At 37.9% G+C, this 20,054-nt stretch carries 16 protein-coding genes; 12 read left to right on the forward strand and 4 right to left on the reverse strand.

What is annotated here, in order from left to right:
- Window positions 1-35: 35 nt before the first annotated feature.
- From ACLHDG_RS00660 to ACLHDG_RS00710, 11 genes are all read left to right on the forward strand, one after another.
- Window positions 36-2,225 (forward strand): hypothetical protein, encoded by a 2,190-nt coding sequence (locus ACLHDG_RS00660; RefSeq protein ID WP_415407067.1) that lies wholly within the window; start codon window positions 36-38, stop codon window positions 2,223-2,225.
- 150 nt (window positions 2,226-2,375) lie between these two features.
- Window positions 2,376-3,143 (forward strand): DUF3450 family protein, encoded by a 768-nt coding sequence (locus ACLHDG_RS00665; protein WP_415407068.1) that lies wholly within the window; start codon window positions 2,376-2,378, stop codon window positions 3,141-3,143.
- Entirely contained in the window at window positions 3,144-4,466 is a 1,323-nt protein-coding gene (locus tag ACLHDG_RS00670) for a MotA/TolQ/ExbB proton channel family protein (RefSeq protein ID WP_415407069.1), read from the forward strand.
- 2 nt (window positions 4,467-4,468) lie between these two features.
- Window positions 4,469-5,080: a MotA/TolQ/ExbB proton channel family protein gene (locus ACLHDG_RS00675; RefSeq protein ID WP_415407070.1), complete on the forward strand. Its 612-nt coding sequence runs from the start codon at window positions 4,469-4,471 to the stop codon at window positions 5,078-5,080.
- The gene (locus ACLHDG_RS00680) at window positions 5,070-5,474 is read left to right on the forward strand and encodes an ExbD/TolR family protein (protein ID WP_415407071.1); all 405 of its coding nucleotides are present in this window, start codon (window positions 5,070-5,072) and stop codon (window positions 5,472-5,474) included. Before ACLHDG_RS00675 ends, ACLHDG_RS00680 begins: the two co-directional genes overlap by 11 nt.
- 5 nt (window positions 5,475-5,479) lie before the next feature.
- The gene (locus ACLHDG_RS00685; RefSeq protein ID WP_415407072.1) at window positions 5,480-6,118 is read left to right on the forward strand and encodes an energy transducer TonB; all 639 of its coding nucleotides are present in this window, start codon (window positions 5,480-5,482) and stop codon (window positions 6,116-6,118) included.
- Window positions 6,119-6,127: 9 nt separating this feature from the next.
- Window positions 6,128-7,420, forward strand: coding sequence for a tetratricopeptide repeat protein (locus ACLHDG_RS00690; protein WP_415407073.1), 1,293 nt, complete (start codon window positions 6,128-6,130; stop codon window positions 7,418-7,420).
- 2 nt (window positions 7,421-7,422) lie between these two features.
- Window positions 7,423-10,605, forward strand: a complete 3,183-nt coding sequence (locus ACLHDG_RS00695; protein ID WP_415407074.1) for a carboxypeptidase-like regulatory domain-containing protein — start codon at window positions 7,423-7,425, stop codon at window positions 10,603-10,605.
- A gap of 74 nt (window positions 10,606-10,679) precedes the next feature.
- A complete protein-coding gene (locus ACLHDG_RS00700) occupies window positions 10,680-11,990 on the forward strand; it encodes a hypothetical protein (RefSeq protein ID WP_415407075.1) in 1,311 nt (436 codons plus the stop codon).
- Between the two features lie 243 nt (window positions 11,991-12,233).
- On the forward strand, window positions 12,234-13,775 hold the full coding sequence (locus ACLHDG_RS00705) for an inorganic phosphate transporter (RefSeq protein WP_415407076.1): 1,542 nt from the start codon (window positions 12,234-12,236) through the stop codon (window positions 13,773-13,775).
- A 126-nt stretch (window positions 13,776-13,901) separates the two neighbouring features.
- A complete protein-coding gene (locus tag ACLHDG_RS00710; protein WP_415407077.1) occupies window positions 13,902-14,585 on the forward strand; it encodes a response regulator transcription factor in 684 nt (227 codons plus the stop codon).
- Between the two features lie 415 nt (window positions 14,586-15,000).
- On the opposite strand, the gene ACLHDG_RS00715 is transcribed toward ACLHDG_RS00710, so the two are convergent.
- On the reverse strand, window positions 15,001-15,429 hold the full coding sequence (locus ACLHDG_RS00715) for a desulfoferrodoxin family protein (protein ID WP_415407078.1): 429 nt from the start codon (window positions 15,427-15,429) through the stop codon (window positions 15,001-15,003).
- 168 nt (window positions 15,430-15,597) lie between these two features.
- Here ACLHDG_RS00715 and ACLHDG_RS00720 point away from each other — a divergent pair, with 168 nt between their 5' ends.
- Window positions 15,598-16,635, forward strand: a complete 1,038-nt coding sequence (locus ACLHDG_RS00720) for a cytochrome-c peroxidase (protein WP_415407079.1) — start codon at window positions 15,598-15,600, stop codon at window positions 16,633-16,635.
- 53 nt (window positions 16,636-16,688) lie between these two features.
- Here the strand turns inward: ACLHDG_RS00720 and ACLHDG_RS00725 are convergent, their stop codons facing one another.
- From ACLHDG_RS00725 to ACLHDG_RS00735, 3 genes are all read right to left on the reverse strand, one after another.
- Window positions 16,689-17,348, reverse strand: coding sequence for a ferritin family protein (locus tag ACLHDG_RS00725; protein ID WP_415407080.1), 660 nt, complete (start codon window positions 17,346-17,348; stop codon window positions 16,689-16,691).
- Window positions 17,349-17,642: 294 nt separating this feature from the next.
- Window positions 17,643-18,800 carry a transposase gene (locus ACLHDG_RS00730; protein ID WP_415405985.1) on the reverse strand — a complete coding sequence of 386 codons (1,158 nt, stop codon included), beginning with the start codon at window positions 18,798-18,800 and terminating at the stop codon, window positions 17,643-17,645.
- A 373-nt stretch (window positions 18,801-19,173) separates the two neighbouring features.
- Window positions 19,174-19,875, reverse strand: coding sequence for a hypothetical protein (locus ACLHDG_RS00735; RefSeq protein ID WP_415407081.1), 702 nt, complete (start codon window positions 19,873-19,875; stop codon window positions 19,174-19,176).
- Window positions 19,876-20,054 lie beyond the last annotated feature (179 nt).

Consider the following 20,054-nt stretch of genomic DNA (forward strand, 5'->3'; position numbering starts at 1 on the left):
CAAGGAAGGTTTAAATTATGTTTAAGGAAATTAAGATGAAAAATTTGACAAGAATTGCACTCTCTGTAGTGGCAATAGCAGTAATAAACGGTTGTGATGATTCAAGTGTTGCACCCCAACCATCAAATGTAACGATCCATAATGGAGATGTTGTCACCAATAATGGGGATACTACAACAAGTACGTCAGGAACAACAGCTACTACTGGTACAACCACTACAGGAGCTTCAGAAAATGATGTGGTTATCCCTGATGTAAAAGATCTTCCAAGAGTAGCATTAAGTGGTAATATCAGCAGCGATATGAAACTTACTGCAGATACATTATGGATACTCGATGGTCTGGTAGTAGTACAGTCTGGTGCAACACTTACTATTGATGCAGGAACTGTTATTGCCGGACTTGACGGTACAGGTGATGCTACATCATATATGATCATTGATAAAGGTGCAAAAATAGTTGCGGAAGGTACATCACTCAAACCAATTACCTTTACATCAACGAAAGTTGTACTAGACGGTGAAACACCGGCAGTCGGACTATGGGGTGGACTTACTCTCATAGGTCATGCGGGGAATGATCAGGTACAACCCTATGAAGTAAATTCTGCATTTGCAGCGGATGCTACAAATATGGTTGACAGTTCAGGGGTATTGAGATATGTTAATATCTTGAACTCGGGTATCACAATGGAGCAGGATAAAGAGATCAATGGGCTAAGCTTTGTAGGTGTTGGATCTGGAACGGTTGTTGAAGATATCAGGGTTGACCTTTCTGGTGATGATGGTGTTGAGATCTGGGGTGGAACTGTAAACCTTACAAACATAACCATTACAAGATGTACAGATGATTATTTCGATATCGATGATGGTTATTCAGGTACAGTGAAAAACTTAAGTGTCTCTACAACCACGGGTAATGCCGGTATAGAGATGTCAGGGAACACGTATGCTACCTTTGACGGATTTGAAATTACTACCGGTGAGACACAATCAAAAGAGGGTGCTATTTACTTCAAAAAAGATGGTATTGGTGGACACTTTAAAAATGGTACGATCATTCACAATGGTGGTCAAAATGAGCCTAATGGTGCGATCCACTCTAAAGGTGTATTTGATGCTGCCAATACATCATTTGAAAATGTAACACTTGTTGCACCTACAGAACTTCAGTTTATCGGTGACTCCTCTGCCGATCTTGAAAGTGCATTCTTTGCTGGTACCAATAATAAAGCATTTGAAAGTATAACTGACCTGGTTGTTGAACTCAGTGGTAATATCAGTAGTGATATGACGCTTACCTCAGATAAGTTATGGGTACTTGATGGTCTGGTAGTTGTAGAGTCTGGTGCAACATTGACCATTGAAGCGGGAACTGTTATCGCCGGGTGTGATGGTACGGGTGATGCTACATCATATATGATCATTGATAAAGGGGCAAAAATATTTGCTAACGGTACATCATCCAGACCGATCATATTTACCTCCACTAAGACAGCGATAGATGGTGAAGCACCGTCAGTCGGACAATGGGGTGGGCTTACTATCATAGGTCACGCAGGGAATGATCAGGTGCAACCGTATGAAGTAAACTCTGCATTTGCAGCGGATGCTACAGATATGGCTGATAGCTCAGGAGTATTCAGACATGTTAAGATCTTGAATTCAGGTATCACAATGGAACAGGATAAAGAGATCAATGGGCTGAGCTTTGTAGGTGTGGGGTCTGGGACTATTGTTGAAGACATCACTGTTGACCGTTCTGATGATGATGGTGTTGAGATCTGGGGTGGAACTGTAAATCTTACAAATGTATTCATTACAAGATGTACGGATGACTATTTTGATATTGATGATGGTTATTCAGGTACAGTTAAAAATCTTAGAATTACTACTACTACAGGTAATGCAGGTATAGAGATGTCTGGGAATACGTATGCTACCTTTGACGGATTTGAAATTACTACTGGTGAGACACAATCAAAAGAAGGTGGTATTTACTTCAAAAAAGATGGTATCGGTGGACACTTTAAAAATGGTACGGTCACTCATAATGGTGGTAAGATCGAACCTCATGGTGCGATCCACTCTAAAGGAGCATTTGATGCCGCCAATACATCATTTGAAAATGTAACTTTAAATGGTGCAAGTGCACTCGAGTTTACAGGTGATTCGGCTGCAGATCTTGAAACAGAATTTGATGCAGGCAGTGGCAATACAAAATAATTTATCTTCACCAGGATGAGTAATAGGATTACTCATCCAAAATAGTATAACAAATTCATTACATCAATGTTTCCATTGTGTTATGAATATTTGGCACAATCCCACCATCGAAATCAATCCCGATTTTTTAATAATAAACAAGGAAGAAAAATGGGCAAATTTACAAAGTTGATCTTTGTATCAAGCGCTATAGCACTATCTAGTTCAGCACTGTATGCTGAGAGCAATGCAGAGATGGTAAAGTCGATCATGAAGCTTAGAGCAGATGTAGAAGGTTTGTATACTCAGATAGATGAGAATAAAGATAATTACAAAGCACAAATGAAATCATATGCTATGCAGGTAGCTGATAATGAAGCGCAGATCAACAGAAAAGATACAGCACTTAAAGTTGCGAATGCTGAGTCTGCAAAGATAGAAGAGCAGATCGCTAAAAAAGGTGCCAGTACAAATGACTTGACCCCTATGCTTACAGCAGCCATAGATAATCTGGAAAAGATCGTTAAATCAGGTATTCCGTTTAAAACAGATGAGAGAGTTGCAGACCTGGAAAAGATCAAAGCGGATCTCAAAAGTGGAAACATTACCCAGGAAAAAGCACTTTCTCTTGTATGGGTCAGTTATGATGATGCTTTAAGACTTACTAAAGAAGTTGGATTGTTCAAACAGCAGATCAAGATCGGTGAAGAGGTAAAGTTGGCAAAAGTTGCAAAGATCGGTACGGCTATGATGTTCTTTATGACACCGGATGACCAAGTAGGATATGTTAAAAACGCTAACGGTACATATGTGTACGTAGTTGCAATCGACGAGAAGAGTAAAGAGCAGATACATACACTTTTTGATGCACTTCAAAAACAGATCAGAACAGGGTACTTCAACCTGCCAAATGCATTGATCATAGCAGGAGTAAAATAGATGAAAAAATTAATATTGATGATAACAGCCCTACTGTTTGCTACAACGCTGAATGCAAGTGAGTTGAGTGAAGCATATAAAAAAGAATATACCTTTCTAAAAGCACAAAAGAGTGAACTTCAAAGTAGATTTATAAAAGAAGAGACACAACAAAAAATGGATATCTCTGCTGCAGGTGAAAAACTCAATGGTCTTCAGGAAAAACTGATAAAAGTTTCAGATGATCTGAAAGTTGCACAGGAAAAACTTGAAAAACTTACCAAAAAGGCAAATGAAGTAGCTGAGAATGGTGATATTACATCTGTAGTGACCATGCAGGCAACTTCTGCACTTAAAGAGTATGGTTTAGAGATGGATGAGAGTAACAAGACTTCAAATCTTGAAAAGCTTAGTGTTGCATTTGATAAATCGGCAAAACTATATGCTGAGTTATCATCTATAAGATCTGAGAAGGGTAAATTTTACCTTCCCAATGGTAAACCTGTTGTTGCTGATATCGTTAAAGTTGGTAATATCGCAGCATTTGGTATAGCTAAAGAAGCTACAGGAGCATTGGCTCCTGCAGGAGAAGGTAAATATAAATTATGGAATTCAGCTGACTCTTCTGATGATGCAAAAGCACTTTTCTCAGGAGAGAAGCTTACTTCTCTTGATATCTTTGTGTATGAGAATCTAGACAAAGAGGTAGAGTTCAAGAAAGAGAAAACAGTAGAGGATACAGTGAGAGCCGGTGGAGTGATAGGGTATATCATTCTGGCTCTTGGACTGCTTGGTTTACTTCTTATTGCTTTAAGAGTTGTGTTGCTTTCAAAATCCGGTTCAAATGTGGAGAAACTCACTAAAACAGTTGTAGAAAAATTAAATACAACAGGCATAGCTGATGCACAGGAAGCGATCAAAGGGTATAAAGGTTCAACTGCGAGAGTATTGAAAGCAACGTTGAGAAATATTACCAGAGATAGAGAACATATAGAAGATATCGTTATGGAAAATATCTTAAATGAAAGTTCTGCCATAGATAAGTTTGGGTCTTTTGTACTCGTGATCGCTGCTGTTGCTCCGCTTCTTGGACTTCTTGGTACCGTTACAGGTATGATCTCAACCTTTGATATCATTACAGAACATGGTACAGGGGATCCTAAACTTCTTTCAGGTGGTATCTCTGAAGCACTTGTTACAACGATGTTGGGTCTTATCGTTGCGATACCACTATTGTTACTTGGAAACTTGTTGTCGGGCTGGGCGCAAAATATCAAAGATTCAATGGAACAAAGTGCTCTGCATATTATCAATGTCTTTGAGAAAAATAACGTAGAGAGATAGAGATGTCTGGGATTATTGGAGATTTTATTTCACTAATGAATACCGGAGGGGCAGTCATGTGGGTGCTTTTTGCACTCAACCTGGCTCTTTGGTATGGACTGGGGTATAGATATCTGACGCTTCGTCGAGGAACAAAAGGTAATGTGAGAAGACTTGTTTCCAAACATGAAAAAAGAGGTGAAGCACAAGCGATGAGAGGACTGCTGGATTATGCAGCAGCAGATGCTCTTGCGGCGGCTGAAGAGGCGAAGAAAATAGGCAAACATGCTAGAAATTATGTGAAGGATGCCTTGTCTCCTTATGTATTGGTTGTAGGTACATACTCGACACTTGTCAAGACCATTGTTGTGTTGGCACCATTGGTAGGATTGCTTGGTACGGTCATAGGGATGATAGAAACATTTGATGCCTTACAGTCAAGCGCTATGTTTTCACAGGGAAACAGTATTTCCGGCGGTATTTCAAAAGCGCTCTTTACTACAGAACTGGGACTTGTTGTAGCCGTGCCAGGATTGATCCTTGGGAAGATACTGGATAAACAAGAGGAACGATATGATCTGGAGTTTGAACAGATCGTAGATGTAATATGTACAAAGGACGAAAATGAGATATAGACCGAAAAAACAAAGTATTGACAATATTGATGTGTCGCCGTTGATCGATATGGTATTTATATTGTTGATATTTTTTATGGTTACCACAACATTTGTAAAAGATATGAAGTTGGACCTTAACCGTCCTTCTGCAGCATCAGCAAGTAAAGCATCATCAAAAGTTGTACGTGTTTACATTGACAATGCCAATGAAATTTACATTGACAATCAACCTGTAAAGTTGTGGGCTGTACAGAGTAAACTCAGAGACATACTCAGAGGGAACAGCGATAAGTCAGTACTTGTGATCTCAGATACGACTATAGCGGTTGAAAGACTTATCGATGTGGTTGATGAATGTCATATGAGTGGGGCTAAAGATGTTGCCGTATCGACAACCAAAGAGATGGGTTAAGTTCTATGTATGTCTCTAAGAAGATGAAGCGAAAAAGAGAATTAACTGCATTTCTCTCTATGCTTTTTGGTGCTGCATTAATGATGGTGCTCGTCGTTTCTTTCAATAAAGACGTAGAGAAAAAAGAGGAAGTTAAAAAAGATCCTTTACGTTATATGAAGCTTCAAAAAGTCAAACAGGAAATTAAAAAGCCTAAGCCAAAACCAAAACCAAAGAAAAAGAGTACACCAAAAGCACCTCTCCCTGATCTTTCTTCACTATTGGGTGGTATTGAGATGGATATTCCTGAGTTTGAGTTGGGAAATATAGCAGGTGATCCCAATGATCTTTTAGGAGACATAGCTAAAAATGCAGCGATGAGTGAAGGTACGGTTGATACTAAACCAAGAGTGTTGTCAAGGTCACCTATGCCGTACCCTGCAATTGCCATGAAAAAACGCATTAAGGGGTATGTGGTCATAAACCTGCTTATAGATACAGATGGAAGTATTGAAGCCGCAAAGGTATTGCAGTCTTCTCCTCCTGGTGTATTTGATGCAACCGCGCTTAGTGGGATAAGGTCTTGGAGATTTTCTCCGGGTAAGTATAAAGGAAGGCCTGTGAAAGTATGGGCAAAACAAAAAGTCAGATTTGACTTTAATTAAGGAGTAGAGATGCAGAATGTATTTAATGTGAATGTATTAAAAGTATCACTGTTTATTTTGACCCTCTCTGCTTTTGTAGAGGCAAAGAGTGATGATGTCCCGGAAGTGGATCATTTGGCCTTGGCAAGTATGATGGTTTATGACGGTAAGTTTGCTAAAGCCAATGCTGAACTTTTAGAAGCCAGAAAATATGATAAAGATCTGGACATGTCAAAATATTACACAATTAAAGGTGTTATATTTATGCGTCAAGAGAAACATTCTCAAGCTATTGAGTATTTGAAAAAAGCAGTTGTTGCTACGAAAGCAAAAGTGTATAGAGCTCCCTCATCTATAAAAGAAAAAAGGAAACATCTGTTTTCTATTGGCTCTGAGCCTAAGAAAGCAGTAGATACAAGAAAAGTGGCATTTGACGGTGAGAAAATAAGAAGAGAACAATTACAAAAACTCTACAGTAATCTTAGTCAAGAGTCTTATAAGGTTAAAAACTATCTTGCAACTATTAAATATCTTGATTTACAAGGTCCTTCGGGAAGAGATCAGGCTGCAGAGTATATGTTGAGAGCCGACTGTTACTGGAAGAGTGGTAACAAAGAGAATGCCGTTGGTATATTAACGAAGGGTGCAAGGGCATTTCCTGCTGATCAATCATTGCTAAAACAAAAGTTTTACTACTTTACAGAATTGGGACTTTACCAAGAGGCTATTGAGAGTGCAAAAGCATATATGAAACGTGCTAAACCAAATGCTAAAGAGTATATGGCTTTATCTCAAATGTTACTCGCAGGAGGGCAAAGAGGTGAAGCACTAAAAGTTTTGGAAGAGGCAAAAATGCTTTTCCCTGCAAATGCAAAAGTAAATATGTTACTGGGGCACCTCTATATGAAAAAAGGTATGGAATTTACCACTGCAAATCTCTTTGAACAGGGTTCATACTATGAGCTTAAATATGTCAAAGAAGCAGCAGAACTTCATAGGAGAGTGGGGCTGATCCCGCATGCCCTGTATTTGAATTCACAAATAAGTGATAAAAAAGAGAAGTTAAAACAGAAGATCGCCATTTATGTAGATCGCGAAGAGTATGAAAAGATCATAGGTCTGATAGATGCATTGAAAAGATATAAAATGCTTGATGATGACACTATCAGATATGCTGTAGCGTATGCATATTATATGGCCAAAGATTATGAAGAAGCAGAAGTACAGCTTAAAAAGATAACAGACAATGAGTTGTTTTCCAAAGCAACGATCATTAGAAAAAATATAGAAAAATGTCAAGATAACAGCATGGAGTGTATATAACAATGAAACAATTATTCAGGCTTTGTCTGCTCTTTGCAGTAGTCTCAGCAGCATGGGGATCAAATAGTGCAACAGGAACACTCACTGTTTTTGTTTTTAAAAACCAGACACCTCTACACGGAAGTATAGTCACTGTTGATGGGAAAAGAGTATTTAAAAGTGATATAGACGGTGCATTAAAAACAACACTTACCGTAGGGCAGCACGTTCTTGAAATAGTAGGTCGCGGGATAGATAAACAGAATCTTGGGTATTTTAAAAAAAGTGTCACGATCAAAGAAAATAGAGACACTCAAGTGGTTTCAACATTTAAGACAGACAGTAAAACACCTTTGGTGACCATAGATACCCCAGTGGGTAAGCTCACGCAAGAGAAGAGTGCAAAGAAACTAAATGTTACAGGTAAGGGGAGACTCAATGGTATCGTTTTGTCTGCAGAAGGCAAAACACCTATATCGGGTGCCAGAATATTTGTAAAAGGTACGGCTGTGGATGCCAGAACGGATGCAAGCGGTAGATTCTCTGTTGAAGTTCCTTCCGGGGTGGCACTGAGTATATCTGTTGTACATACAGCGTATAGTGCTCAGACCATAGGTGGTGTGAGAGTGACAAAGGATGGTTCAGTTTCTCGTAAGATCACGCTCACCCCGGCAAGTATGGAACTTGAAGAGTATGTAGTACTTGCGCCTAAAGTTGAAGGTTCTTTGACTGATATTATCGCTGAAGAAAAAAACTCTAATGCCATTGCCAATATCCTTGGTGCAGAAGAGTTGTCACAGAAGGGTGACAGTACTGCTGCTGCTGCACTTCGAAGAGTAACAGGTATTACACTGGTAGACGGTAGAAATATTTATGTGAGAGGTCTTGGTGAGAGATACTCAAATGTAGAGATGAACGGATTGCCATTGCCTTCTCCAAACCCTTTGAAAAGAACAGTACCTCTAGATATTTTTCCTTCATCTATCATAGGGTCTATGAAGATACAAAAAAGTGCATCTGCAGATATTCCCAGTAGTTTTGGTGGTGGATATATAGATATTAGAACAAAAGAGAGGTTTGATGAGGATTTTATCAAAATATCTTTAGGTGGTAAAATCAATAATTATACGGGTACAGACCAGATAAACTATACAGGGTCTTCCAGTGACTGGACAGGATATGACAGTGGATATAGAGATATACCACAAGAGATCCTGGATGCTACAAATGTACAGGTAGGGCAAAGAACACCTACATTTACTACCCGTGACTTTACAAAAGAGCAGTTATCACACTTTACGCAGATCTTTCCAAATCGTATCTATGGTCTTCATCAAAGTTCTATTAAGCCAGGGTTTGGAGGATCTATAGAAGGAGCGAAGAGTTTTGATATAGATGATGACCACCATATTACCGTATACGGTAACTATACCTATGCACAAGACAACAGATATGTACCTGAGGAATTCTATGGCTATGATTTTGCTTCTGATGGAACGCAGCACAGTGATCCGGATAAGTATGGTACGATAGATCAGGTTGTCTCAGGAGTTGCACATGGGGGTATGCTGAATATCGGTTATAACTACCTCGATGTGTTAAGGGTTAAATATACAAAACTTTATACTAAAAGTGCAGTCAAAACAACGCGTTTGGTCGATGGGATCATCGGATCAAACTACTCCCATCTTACAAAGTATTATCTGAACTGGGAAGAGCGTGAACTGAATGTAGACCAAGTAAGTGGAGATTTTGATTATCAGGTTTTTAATCTTAATTCGAATTTTAAATTTGGATTTGAGAGTTCTAAAGCAAAATTTTATCAGCCAAATAACTATCAATACACCTATATTACAGAAGGTAGCGGTTTGCCTTATAATGACAACTCGTTAACCAACCACTTGGCAAACAGGATCACATCAGATGATAGTTTGTATGCAATGTACCTGAAAAACAGACACGAGTTAAATCTCTTTAATGAAGATGAATATATAGAGTATGGTATCAATATCTCTTCAAAAGAGAGAATATCAAGACAAAATAAATATTATCTTGATAAACAGGGTAATTCATTTATAGATGATACACAACTCACCCAGGATATAGATACGATATACAGCAGTTTTGTATTGCCGGGTTATCCTTACGAGTATAGACCATTTTTGGTATCTACTCTCTTTAAAGCTGCAGATTACTTTGATGGAAATGTAGATGAGACAAGTCCATATGTGTCGTGGATGAGTAGACCTCTTGAAGATGTGGAAGTCGTTGTTGGCGTTAGATATGTAAACCTCGATCAGACAATTTATCAATACAAAGAAGACAGAGATAACCCGGATACTTCTAAAAGACGACTGATCCAGAGAGTCCCGGAGACACTGACCATTGATGAAATGTTCCCTTCTCTCTCTGTAAAATATAAATATAGTGAAAAACAATATTTTGACTTTGCTGCATCAAAGACATACATCATGCCTGATATGAGAGAGTTTACAGAGGGGGAATACTTTCACCCCTTCGATGTTGCAACAATTGTTGGTAATCCGGAACTGGTCAATACACTGATCTATAACTTTGATCTTAAGTATAGTTACTTCTTTTCTGATAGAGAGAATATTAAACTTGGCCTTTTCTATAAATATATGGATAAGCCTATAGAAGATGTACAGCTTCCTTCATCATCATTGCCGATCTATTCATTTGCCAATACTGATTCTGCAACACTTTATGGTTTTGAGATAGATGGTAGAAAAAACCTGGACTTTATTGATAGCAGATTGACGAATATGTATGTATCAGGAAACTTTTCATATAACTTCTCAGAAGTCTCTTTAACGGAAGAACAGAAACAAATTTTTTCTTCGGACAAAAGAGAGTTGCAGGGGCTCTCTCCCTATGTGGTCAACCTTACTGTAGGCTATGAAAGTGAAAAAAGATCAGCACTGCTAAACTTCAACTATATGGCAGAGCGGATCCGTAAAGTAGGAGTGATAGACCTCTATAGTTACCCGGATCAATATGAAACACCTCCGGCACTCTTGGATTTTGTATGGATAGAGAAGTTTAATTATGGATATGATTTTGACCTGAAAGTCAAAGTAGAAAATATCCTTGATGGTGATACTGAATGGACAGAGGGTGATAATGTCACCAGAAGGTACAGCAAAGGAAGAACATTGAGTATGAAGATATCAGCCAAATTTTAAATGGTAACATTTTTGTAATCATTTTGTAACCAAATTTTTCTATAATTCCGCAATTAAAAAAAAAGGAAGAAAAAATGAGAAAAATTTTACTCTCAACAGTGGCGATTTCTATGCTTGCAGTGACTGGTGCTTATGCAGACAGTGCTAGTGATATCGCGGAAATGAAAGCGATGATGAAGCAGATGAATCAACGTCTTGCTAAATTGGAAAAAGAAAATATACAGCTAAAATCTCAAGCTAAACAGGCTAAGACAACAAGCACTAAGAAAAGCAGTACAAAAAAGAAAAAAACAACTGCAGTAGTAAAAAAAGAAGTTACAAACGAAGAGACTGCAGCACACGTAGAGAAGTTTGCAAAAGCTTCAGTGGTTAAATCAAAAGCACCTCTACTTAAATTTTCCGGCAAGCACTACCTTGGTTTTGTAAGCAGTGAAGATGGTGAGGGTGTAAGAGACAATAGATTTGAAACCAGAAGAAACTACTTCCAGGTAAAAGGATATTTAGGTGAAGATTCAAAAGACTTCTTTAGAATCACACTCGATACTTATCAAATAAGTGACGGTAAAGATGGTGATGGTATCTATATTGCAGGTAAAGATTCAGAGGGAACATGGAATGTAAGACTTAAATATGCATATCTTTACTTAGATGAGGTACTTCCTTTTACGGGTGTTGAGATCGGGCAGGCACACAGACCTTGGATCGATTATGAAGAGCATGGCGGATGGAACTACAGATCTATCTCTAAAGTTTTTGTTGAAGCGGGTAATGGTGCACACTTGACAAACTCAGCTGACCTTGGAATCAACTTCAAAATAAAAACAGATTATTTTTCATCTGAACTTGGACTCTTCAATGGAGAGGGTTATCATGGTATTGAAGATGGTGAAGGTTTGAGTGCTGAGTGGAGATTGACTGGTCATATTTTTGGTGAGGGTACACACAAAAGAAAGAAAAGCAGTACGTATGCAGATGTTTCATTTTTGGGTCAATGGAATGCAGACAGCAACAAGCATGGAAATGAAGATTTGAACTGGTATGGTTTCCATGCTGTTTATAATCAACCAGAATTCCTCCTTGCTGCACAGTATATTGCAACTGAAGATGCAGCTTCAAAATATGCTGGTTCAGGGTACTCTGTAAATGGTGAGTTAAGATTAGGTGAGCTCGCTGATGAATTGAACCATGTAGGTATTATTGGTAGATATGACTATTTTGATATGGATGATAATTCTGGTGACAAAGAGAGAACAATTGCCGGTATCACATATAAATATAACAAATATGTAGAATTCATAGCCAACTACCTTGGAGAGAAAGGAAGTGCATTGGATACTGATGAGGAACAAGATGCCTTCATGTTGACTACAGAAGTTAACTGGTAATCATTGTCCAAAAAATTTATGTAAACTCCTAAAGATGGGGATTTATGCCCATCTTTCTTCTAAAAAACCCACTATTTTTTCAATGTACTTAGGGATGCTATGCACAAGTGCATATACGCTTACCCGTTCAGGACTAACAACGCAAAGTAGTTTGCGTTGTTTTAACGTCCTTCACTAAATTGGTAACAAAATTGTAATACTTTTTTTCTATAATTCCGCCATTAATTTAGACAAGGGTAGAAAATGAACAACACATTTAAAATGCTGCTGGGTGCAGGTTTTGCTGTTGCAGTGGCTTTTTATGCAAACAGTATTATAGGACAAGCATCTCATGGTGGTTTTTTAGTTTTAGCAGCAGTCTTTGGTGCATATATGGCGATGAACATTGGTGCAAATGATGTAGCCAATAATGTAGGGCCTGCAGTGGGTTCCGGAGCATTGACTATAGGTGGGGCTATCATCATCGCTTCTATTTTTGAAGCTTCCGGAGCACTCATCGCCGGTGGTGATGTTGTGGGGACCATCAAAAAAGGGATCATTGATCCGTCTGCTTTTGGTAATGACCCGATGGTCTTTGTCTATGCGATGTCAGCAGCACTTCTTGCTGCAGCACTTTGGTTGAACCTTGCGACATGGCTTAAAGCACCTGTATCTACTACACACTCCATCGTTGGTGGTGTTCTTGGTGGTGGTATCGCTGCGGGCGGATTTGCTATCGTTTCATGGGGAACGATGGGTAAGATCGCTGCTTCATGGGTCATCTCTCCTGTTCTTGGCGGTGTGATCGCTGCGATATTCCTTTATGTGATCAAGTCACAGATCCTTTACAAAGAAGATAAGCTTGCAGCTGCAAAGAAGATCGTACCTATTTTGGTGGCACTTATGGCAGCAGCATTTATCACGTACCTTACATTGAAGGGACTTAAAAAAGTTTGGCCTGTTATTGTCGATACCTTGAGCTTTTTGCCGCAGACAAAAAAACCTACTCTTTTTATTGCGTTACTCTTTGGTTTGATCGGTGCATCGATCACTTTTGTCATTGTAAAGCCAAGAATAGCACAAAAAGTGATGGGTATGGAAGCTACAAGAGAATCGATCAATCTTCTTTTTACTATTCCACTTATTTTTGCAGCGGCACTGCTGAGTTTTGCCCATGGTGCAAACGATGTTGCCAATGCGGTAGGTCCTTTGGCCGCAGTATATGATGCACTCACTACGCATGGAGTTTCTACAAAAGCAGCGATCCCTTTATGGGTGATGGTTGTCGGTGGTGTGGGTATCTCAATCGGTTTGGCACTTTTTGGTCCAAGACTCATTAAGACTGTTGGTTCAGAGATCACTGAACTTGACCAGATGAGAGCATTTTCCATTATGATGGCTGCGGCTATCACTGTGGTTATCGCTTCTCAGCTTGGCTTACCTGTTTCTTCTACTCACATTGCTGTAGGTGCTATCTTTGGGGTCGGCTTCTTAAGAGAATGGCTGGACAGTAAAAATATGGGTGCGAAGCAAGAAAAACTTAGAGTTGAAGTAGGGAAACAAAACAGACTTAAAGATGCGTTGTCGCAACTCAAAACAGATGAGGATTACAAAAGACAAATTGACTTAATGGAATCTTTAAAAATACAAAAGAAAAAAGTTAAAAGCCTTAAAAGATCATTGCGAGAAAACTATGTAAAGCGTGGAATGGTGAAAAAGATCGTTGCGGCATGGGTCATTACCGTACCTGTCGCAGCGGTACTTTCTGCGATCATCTTCTTTGTGCTTAAAGGTTTTGCTGTATAGCATTTACTTTATAATATATTGGGGTGTGTACTGCACACCCTGCAAATATTACTTGTTACTTTATCCCTCTATTTACCCTCCCTTTTTTGTAACCAAAATGTTATCAATACATATTACTATACTACTATGGAAAATAAAAATATAGAAATTATAGTTATCGAAGATGAAGAAGATATTTTAGAGTTAGTTGAATATCATCTTTCTAAAGCAGGGTATGATGTCACAGGCTTTCTCTCTACTGAAAATGTAGAACAGTTCCTGGAAGAAGAGAACCCTTCACTTATGATAGTAGACCGAAACCTTCCCGTTACTGAAGGAAGCGAGTTTGTTTCACAAATGAGAGAAATAGGGTATGAGATACCCGTTATCTTTTTAACTGCAAGAGACAAAGAGAGTGATCTTGAAGAGGGATTCAACTCCGGTGGCGATGACTATATGACCAAACCTTTTTCTGCCAAAGAACTTCTTTTGAGAATAGAAGCCATACTAAAACGCAGTGGGGTAAAATCGAGTGATAAGATCAAGTATAAAGATCTTACACTTGATATCCAAAAGCGTGAACTCTCCATAGAAAAAAGACAGATAGAATTGACCAATTTAGAATTTAAACTACTTCATACCTTTGTAAAAAATGCACATCAAGCACTTGACAGGGACTTTCTTCGTGATGAGGTTTGGGGTGATGACTCTGTGAACTTTCATGATAAGACTATCAACGTAGCGATGAACAGACTTAAGAAAAAGATAGATCCTTCGGGAGGAAAAGAGTACTTTGCTCCTGTGTGGGGTGTGGGATATAAACTGGTTTAATTTTTATTCAAAGATATTTAGTTAAATAAAAACCTTACAGCATGGGTTCCTTGCCTCCCACAAAAAAATATTTCCAATAAAGCTTTTTTATAGAATAAGAAATTATGTTAACTGACTGGTCATGTTTTCATTATAAAATCTTCTATATAGCACATTTTATAAGGTTTTGTATTCTTAGTTACATATTTATGGTCTCTAAACGTCGCTACAGCGATAAACGTTATAAAATATGTTAGATTATAAGGTTTTCTATTTCCTCTCATAGTTAAGTCCTATTATGTTTTAAAACAAAAATATCAATCTATCTAAATAAAGAAAATTATGTAAAGAAGTTTTAGTGGGGATATTTATCGTCAAACTGATATTTATGGAGAGTAATAAAAGATTCAGTGCAGAGATTCCGCACTGAAGATGATTATAATGTTACAGTTGTTGTCCATATTCCATGTAGATTACAACCAGCTTTTGCTTTGAGTACTTTAACATTGTCAAGTTTCAATGCGAAAGAAGCTGCTCCACGTGATATTTCTGGTTCCAGTGTGCTTTTACCTACCAATTTGTCATCAGCATAAAGCTCAATAAAGTCGATCCAGTGATCTGGTGTACTTGGATGAATGATCCCGCCTTGACCTACAGTGATCTCTACAAGTGTATACCCTTTGGCATCTTTCTCTTTGAGTGTTACTAGTGGAGAGTGTTTGAGTTCACCTTTTTTCATCTTTGTTGGATCTTTAGGTTTCATCTCCATACGATTCATATGCTCTACTGCCATCTTTGCTTCAGCACCTACTGCTGCTACCATTGCAGCTACACCAGCTACTTTTAATGCTTCTCTTCTGTTCATCATGTTTCCTTTTTATAATTATTATTAGTTTAAATTATATGAAAAACATCCTTAAGTGGTTGTAAATAATAGTTTTTATTAAAAAATAGTTTTAATATTCTAATATTTATTATCCTTTAAGAGATACTTTTGTATGATTTCTTATATTAATCATAAGAGGAAAACATAATGAAAATATCTAAATTACTTCTTGCTTCAGTAGTAGCATCTTCGTTCTTACTGGGAAATGTTGCAGTAAACACTGCTTCTGTAGCTGAAAATGCAAAAAAAGCTGGTCTTGTTGCCATCCCTGAGAGTCAAACAGAGCTTTTAAAGTTAACAGACCCTAAAGGTACGATCAGCCCTGAAAAAGTTGAACTTGGTAAAAAGCTCTTTTTTGAGCCAAGACTCTCAAAAAGTGCTATTATCTCATGTAACACATGTCATAACCTTGGACTTGGTGGTGTAGACGGTGTTCCTGCTGCGGTTGGACATCAGTGGACTCCAAATCCACATCACTTGAACTCACCTACTGTTTACAACTCAGTATTCTTTGCTGCACAGTTTTGGGATGGTAGAAGTCCTCACCTGGAAGACCAGGCACAGGGTCCTATGCAGGCAGCACCAGAGATGGCAGCACCAAAGTCACTTGTTGAAGAGAGAATCAACTCTATCCCTGCTTATGTAGAAGAGTTTAAAAAAGCCTATGGCAAAGATGTAAAAGTTGATTTTGAAACGATCACATCAACTATCGGTATCTTTGAAAGAACATTGGTTACACCAGCAAGATTTGATGATTTCCTCAATGGGAAAGAAGATGCACTGACAGATGCAGAAAAAGAAGGTCTTAAGATCTTTATCGATAAAGGTTGTGCAAGTTGTCATACAGGTATTGCTCTTGGTGGTACAATGCAACCGTTTGAACTTGCTGCAAAATATAAATTTGCCAATGTAGGTGACTTTAAAGGTGATGCAAAAGGTATGGTAAAAACACCAACACTCAGAAATATCACAGAAACAGCTCCATATTTCCATAATGGTGCTATCTGGAATTTGGCAGAAGCAGTCAAAGAGATGGGAAGTACACAGCTTGGTATTAAGATCTCAGATGAAGAAGCAGCTAAAATTGTTACTTTCTTTGGTGCATTAGAGGGAAGAAAGCCTACTGTAGCATATCCACAACTACCAAAAAGCACAGACAAAACTCCAAAACCTGATTTTAATTAATCATCCTCCAAGACCCCTTTTTTGGGGGCACACCTTCTTTTTAGAGGGTTACGTTATTTTTTAGAATTTAATCTTGATTGATACTCTTGTCCATGGTCACAAACTGGACAATTTTTTAAAGCTTTTTTACCATAATGTACATGTCCACACACTTCACAGATCCAAGCTTCTTCTGCATCTTCACTAACAAACTCTGCATCTGCTTCAAGTCTCTCTAAAAGCATTTTAAACATATTCTCATGTTCAACTTCTATCTTACCAATACCTGTAAATAATTTTGCTGCTTCTTTATAACCTTCGTCTTTTGCAATTTGTGCAAAGTCAGGATACATCGTTAAATTTTCATAAGACTCACCGTCTATAGCGTACTGAAGATTTTCTTTTGTATTTCCAAAACTCTCTTCATTATCGTTTGACATTCTATTGTTTAACGCAAATTCTAGTTTAGCATGGACTTTTTCATTATTTGCAGCTCTTTGAAAATGCTCAGCTATATCTCTGTAACCCTCTTTTTGTGCTACTTTAGCAAAATACTCATATTTGTTTCTTGCTTGTGATTCTCCAGCGAAGGCTTTCATTAAGTTAATCATAGTTAGATTTTCAGTTATCATTTCCATAGCTTCACCACAACAATGTAAAGCACCACCACCCACATTTTGTACTTCAACCTCATTACCACATTTGTTACATTTGTATGATTCATATTGTCTCATCTTTAATTCCTTCGTATTGATATAAATAGTATACTCTTAAAGAACTTAGGATAATTGAACTCTCTGAATAGTCTATTGTGAAACCTTATAAAATAGAGCCACTTGCAAATTAAACATCTCAAAGTGGCTAATTCCCCATAATCCATAATCAACTATTGAGCCCTAATGAAAAAAGTCGTCTATGAGATTATTTACAACTAAAAAGCTAAAAACTGCTAAAAAACCTATTTTGACTACGTGCTTTATGGTTTGAGTTTAGGAAGATGGTGTTTTGACTCTGCTATTTAGACAAAGCTAAGTAACAAGCTTCAAAGACTGAGTGATGCAGACAGACAACACTGCAAAGGCTAACACCGAAGCTACCTTCTGGGCTCCCTGATAATAGATCTTACTGCATCCATAGCTGTCTTTCAAATAAGCATTGACTCTTTCAACACTGCTTCGTTGGTTGTAGTGCAGATCATCTGAATCATTATAGAGTTTAAGTGAGCTTAATATCTTTTTTTCACTTTTACTTAAAGCTATTTTCTCTTTCAGCTTTTTTGAATTCTTGGGATTAATATCAATAATGGGTCTGTGATTTTGTTTTGTAGAATAATTCCTTATGATACTGGTGTCATAGGCTGCATCAGCCAGATCATACAAATAGTTTACTTTTTCACTACTCTGTTTAATGAGTGGTAATGCCAATGAACTATCATGTACAGATGCTGAGGAATAGATAGCTGTGATAGGAATATCTCCATCTACTACTGAGAGATGAAGTTTACCTCCTGTCCATTTGTGTCGGTTTCCTTTTGAATTTTGCTTGATACTGGTATTACACTCTGTTCCTATGAGAGATAACATCTCTTCTACTTCAGTCATTTTCTCCTGCTGTTGTAAAATGCTTGGTTTTTTAGGAGGAAGTTCTTCACCTTTCTTTGGACGTCCCTGTCTTCGTTTAGGCTTGATTTCTTTTTTACTCTTCACAGACTTTTGTCTAAGTTCTATGGCTGTGGAATCGATACTGCTATAAAAGAAAAGTGTCTCACTCAAATAATTCGCTATAAAAACATCATGGGCTTTGTTTGCAATACATTGTTGACTAAATTCTTTAAAGACCCGGCTGAATTTAGATTCACTGGGAATCTTATTCTTATCTCTCCATCCGCATATGACTCTTAATGTTCTATCAATTTTTAATCTGTCTATTAAGGCACTTGTAGTCTGGAAATTATAGACTTGTTTAGCAACAAAGGCACGTGCCATCTCTTCTCTGTCTTTAGGTGGATTGGTAATTTGTACAGTAGAGACAAACCTTTCTATTTCTGCAAAGTCAAGGATCTTTATCAGCTTTTCCTCTTTAGGACTTAACAACCCTATAGACTCTTGTAGTTTGGGAAAAAGACTCTGCTCTAAATTAATGACTTTAAGCCACATTTTTGAAAGTGAAGGTATAATTTTTTTCATAAGCTGACTCTTTTTTTTGTTAGATTTTTGTGGTAAAAAATTATAACCTTTTGAAATCAGAATCAGCTTTTTTTCTGCGTTATACTCTTAATAATCAAACTTTTGTTGGAATCTGCAAGTGGCTCAATATATAAGTTTATAAGGTTTTCATTACTCATTTAGAATACTTGAATGCAGCTATAGCGATAAACGTTATAAAATATGTTAGATTATAAGGTTTTTGGAGTTATATTCAGAACATATTAATTATTGAGCTAATGATTCTTGAGCTGTATAGCCTTTTGAACGCGTGAAATTAGCTGCGGCGTTAGCAGTTAGCTGGATTGATTTGTTATGCCGTTTAATCAATGTATACTGGAAAAGCGAAAATGATTTAACATGGTGGTAATGGTCGCAGTATACCGCCATAATTTTCATCATCCGTACCTACAAATATCTCGACACCATTACCGTTTTCCCGAATCGTTACGCTTTCGACTTTAAGGCTATCTAGTACACCCATAGTTGTAGGCTCTGTATCCAATACAACATCGCCTGTTATGACTTGACCAATCTTAAATACGATGCTACGGAAGGGTCCCATGTCAGGGTCTGTTACTAGCCCTTCTGGATCAAATGCTGCTACTGAGTATAGATTTCCTGCACTATCAACATCCAAGCCCACAATAGGTCGACTATAAAGTGGATCACCGTTCTTGTCAATTAAGTCGGTAGGTAGTGTAAATGTTACTGAGTTGACGAGGCCACTTTGACCTATAGCAAAAGGTTCTAGCTGCAGGTCCGTCCATTTTATCTCAGTGGATTGCTGATGTGTATTACGTTCCGCCCAAATGAAAATTAGTCCCGAATGAGTATCTGCTACGGCACTTCCCTCGACGTTAAAAGCACTTGTAAAGTCTGTCCACTCTGCTGTATCTTCAATAGCAACACTTTTTTGTCCGACATCGGCTAGAAAAATTCGCTGGTAAGTACCATTGTCATCTGCACTCTCAATTAATAATACTTTATTTGTGCCTGGGATTCCGGCAGCACTCTCAAGATCACTACTTAAGCCGCCTGGAAACTTAGGTTTCAAGGCATTGAAATTTATACCAGATAGAGAGTTTGGTAAACCTAGTAAACTTATACGCGTAAATTCTTTCTCATCAGGATTTTTGGCATCAGATACCGCCAAAAAAGTATTATCCTGAATCCACTCTAGACCGCTAATATCTAAAAGTTTGGGGTTGCCGCTGTTGGAATCACTTTCAGACC

It is taken from the genome of Sulfurovum iocasae (assembly GCF_047716765.1).
GTDB lineage: Bacteria > Campylobacterota > Campylobacteria > Campylobacterales > Sulfurovaceae > Sulfurovum.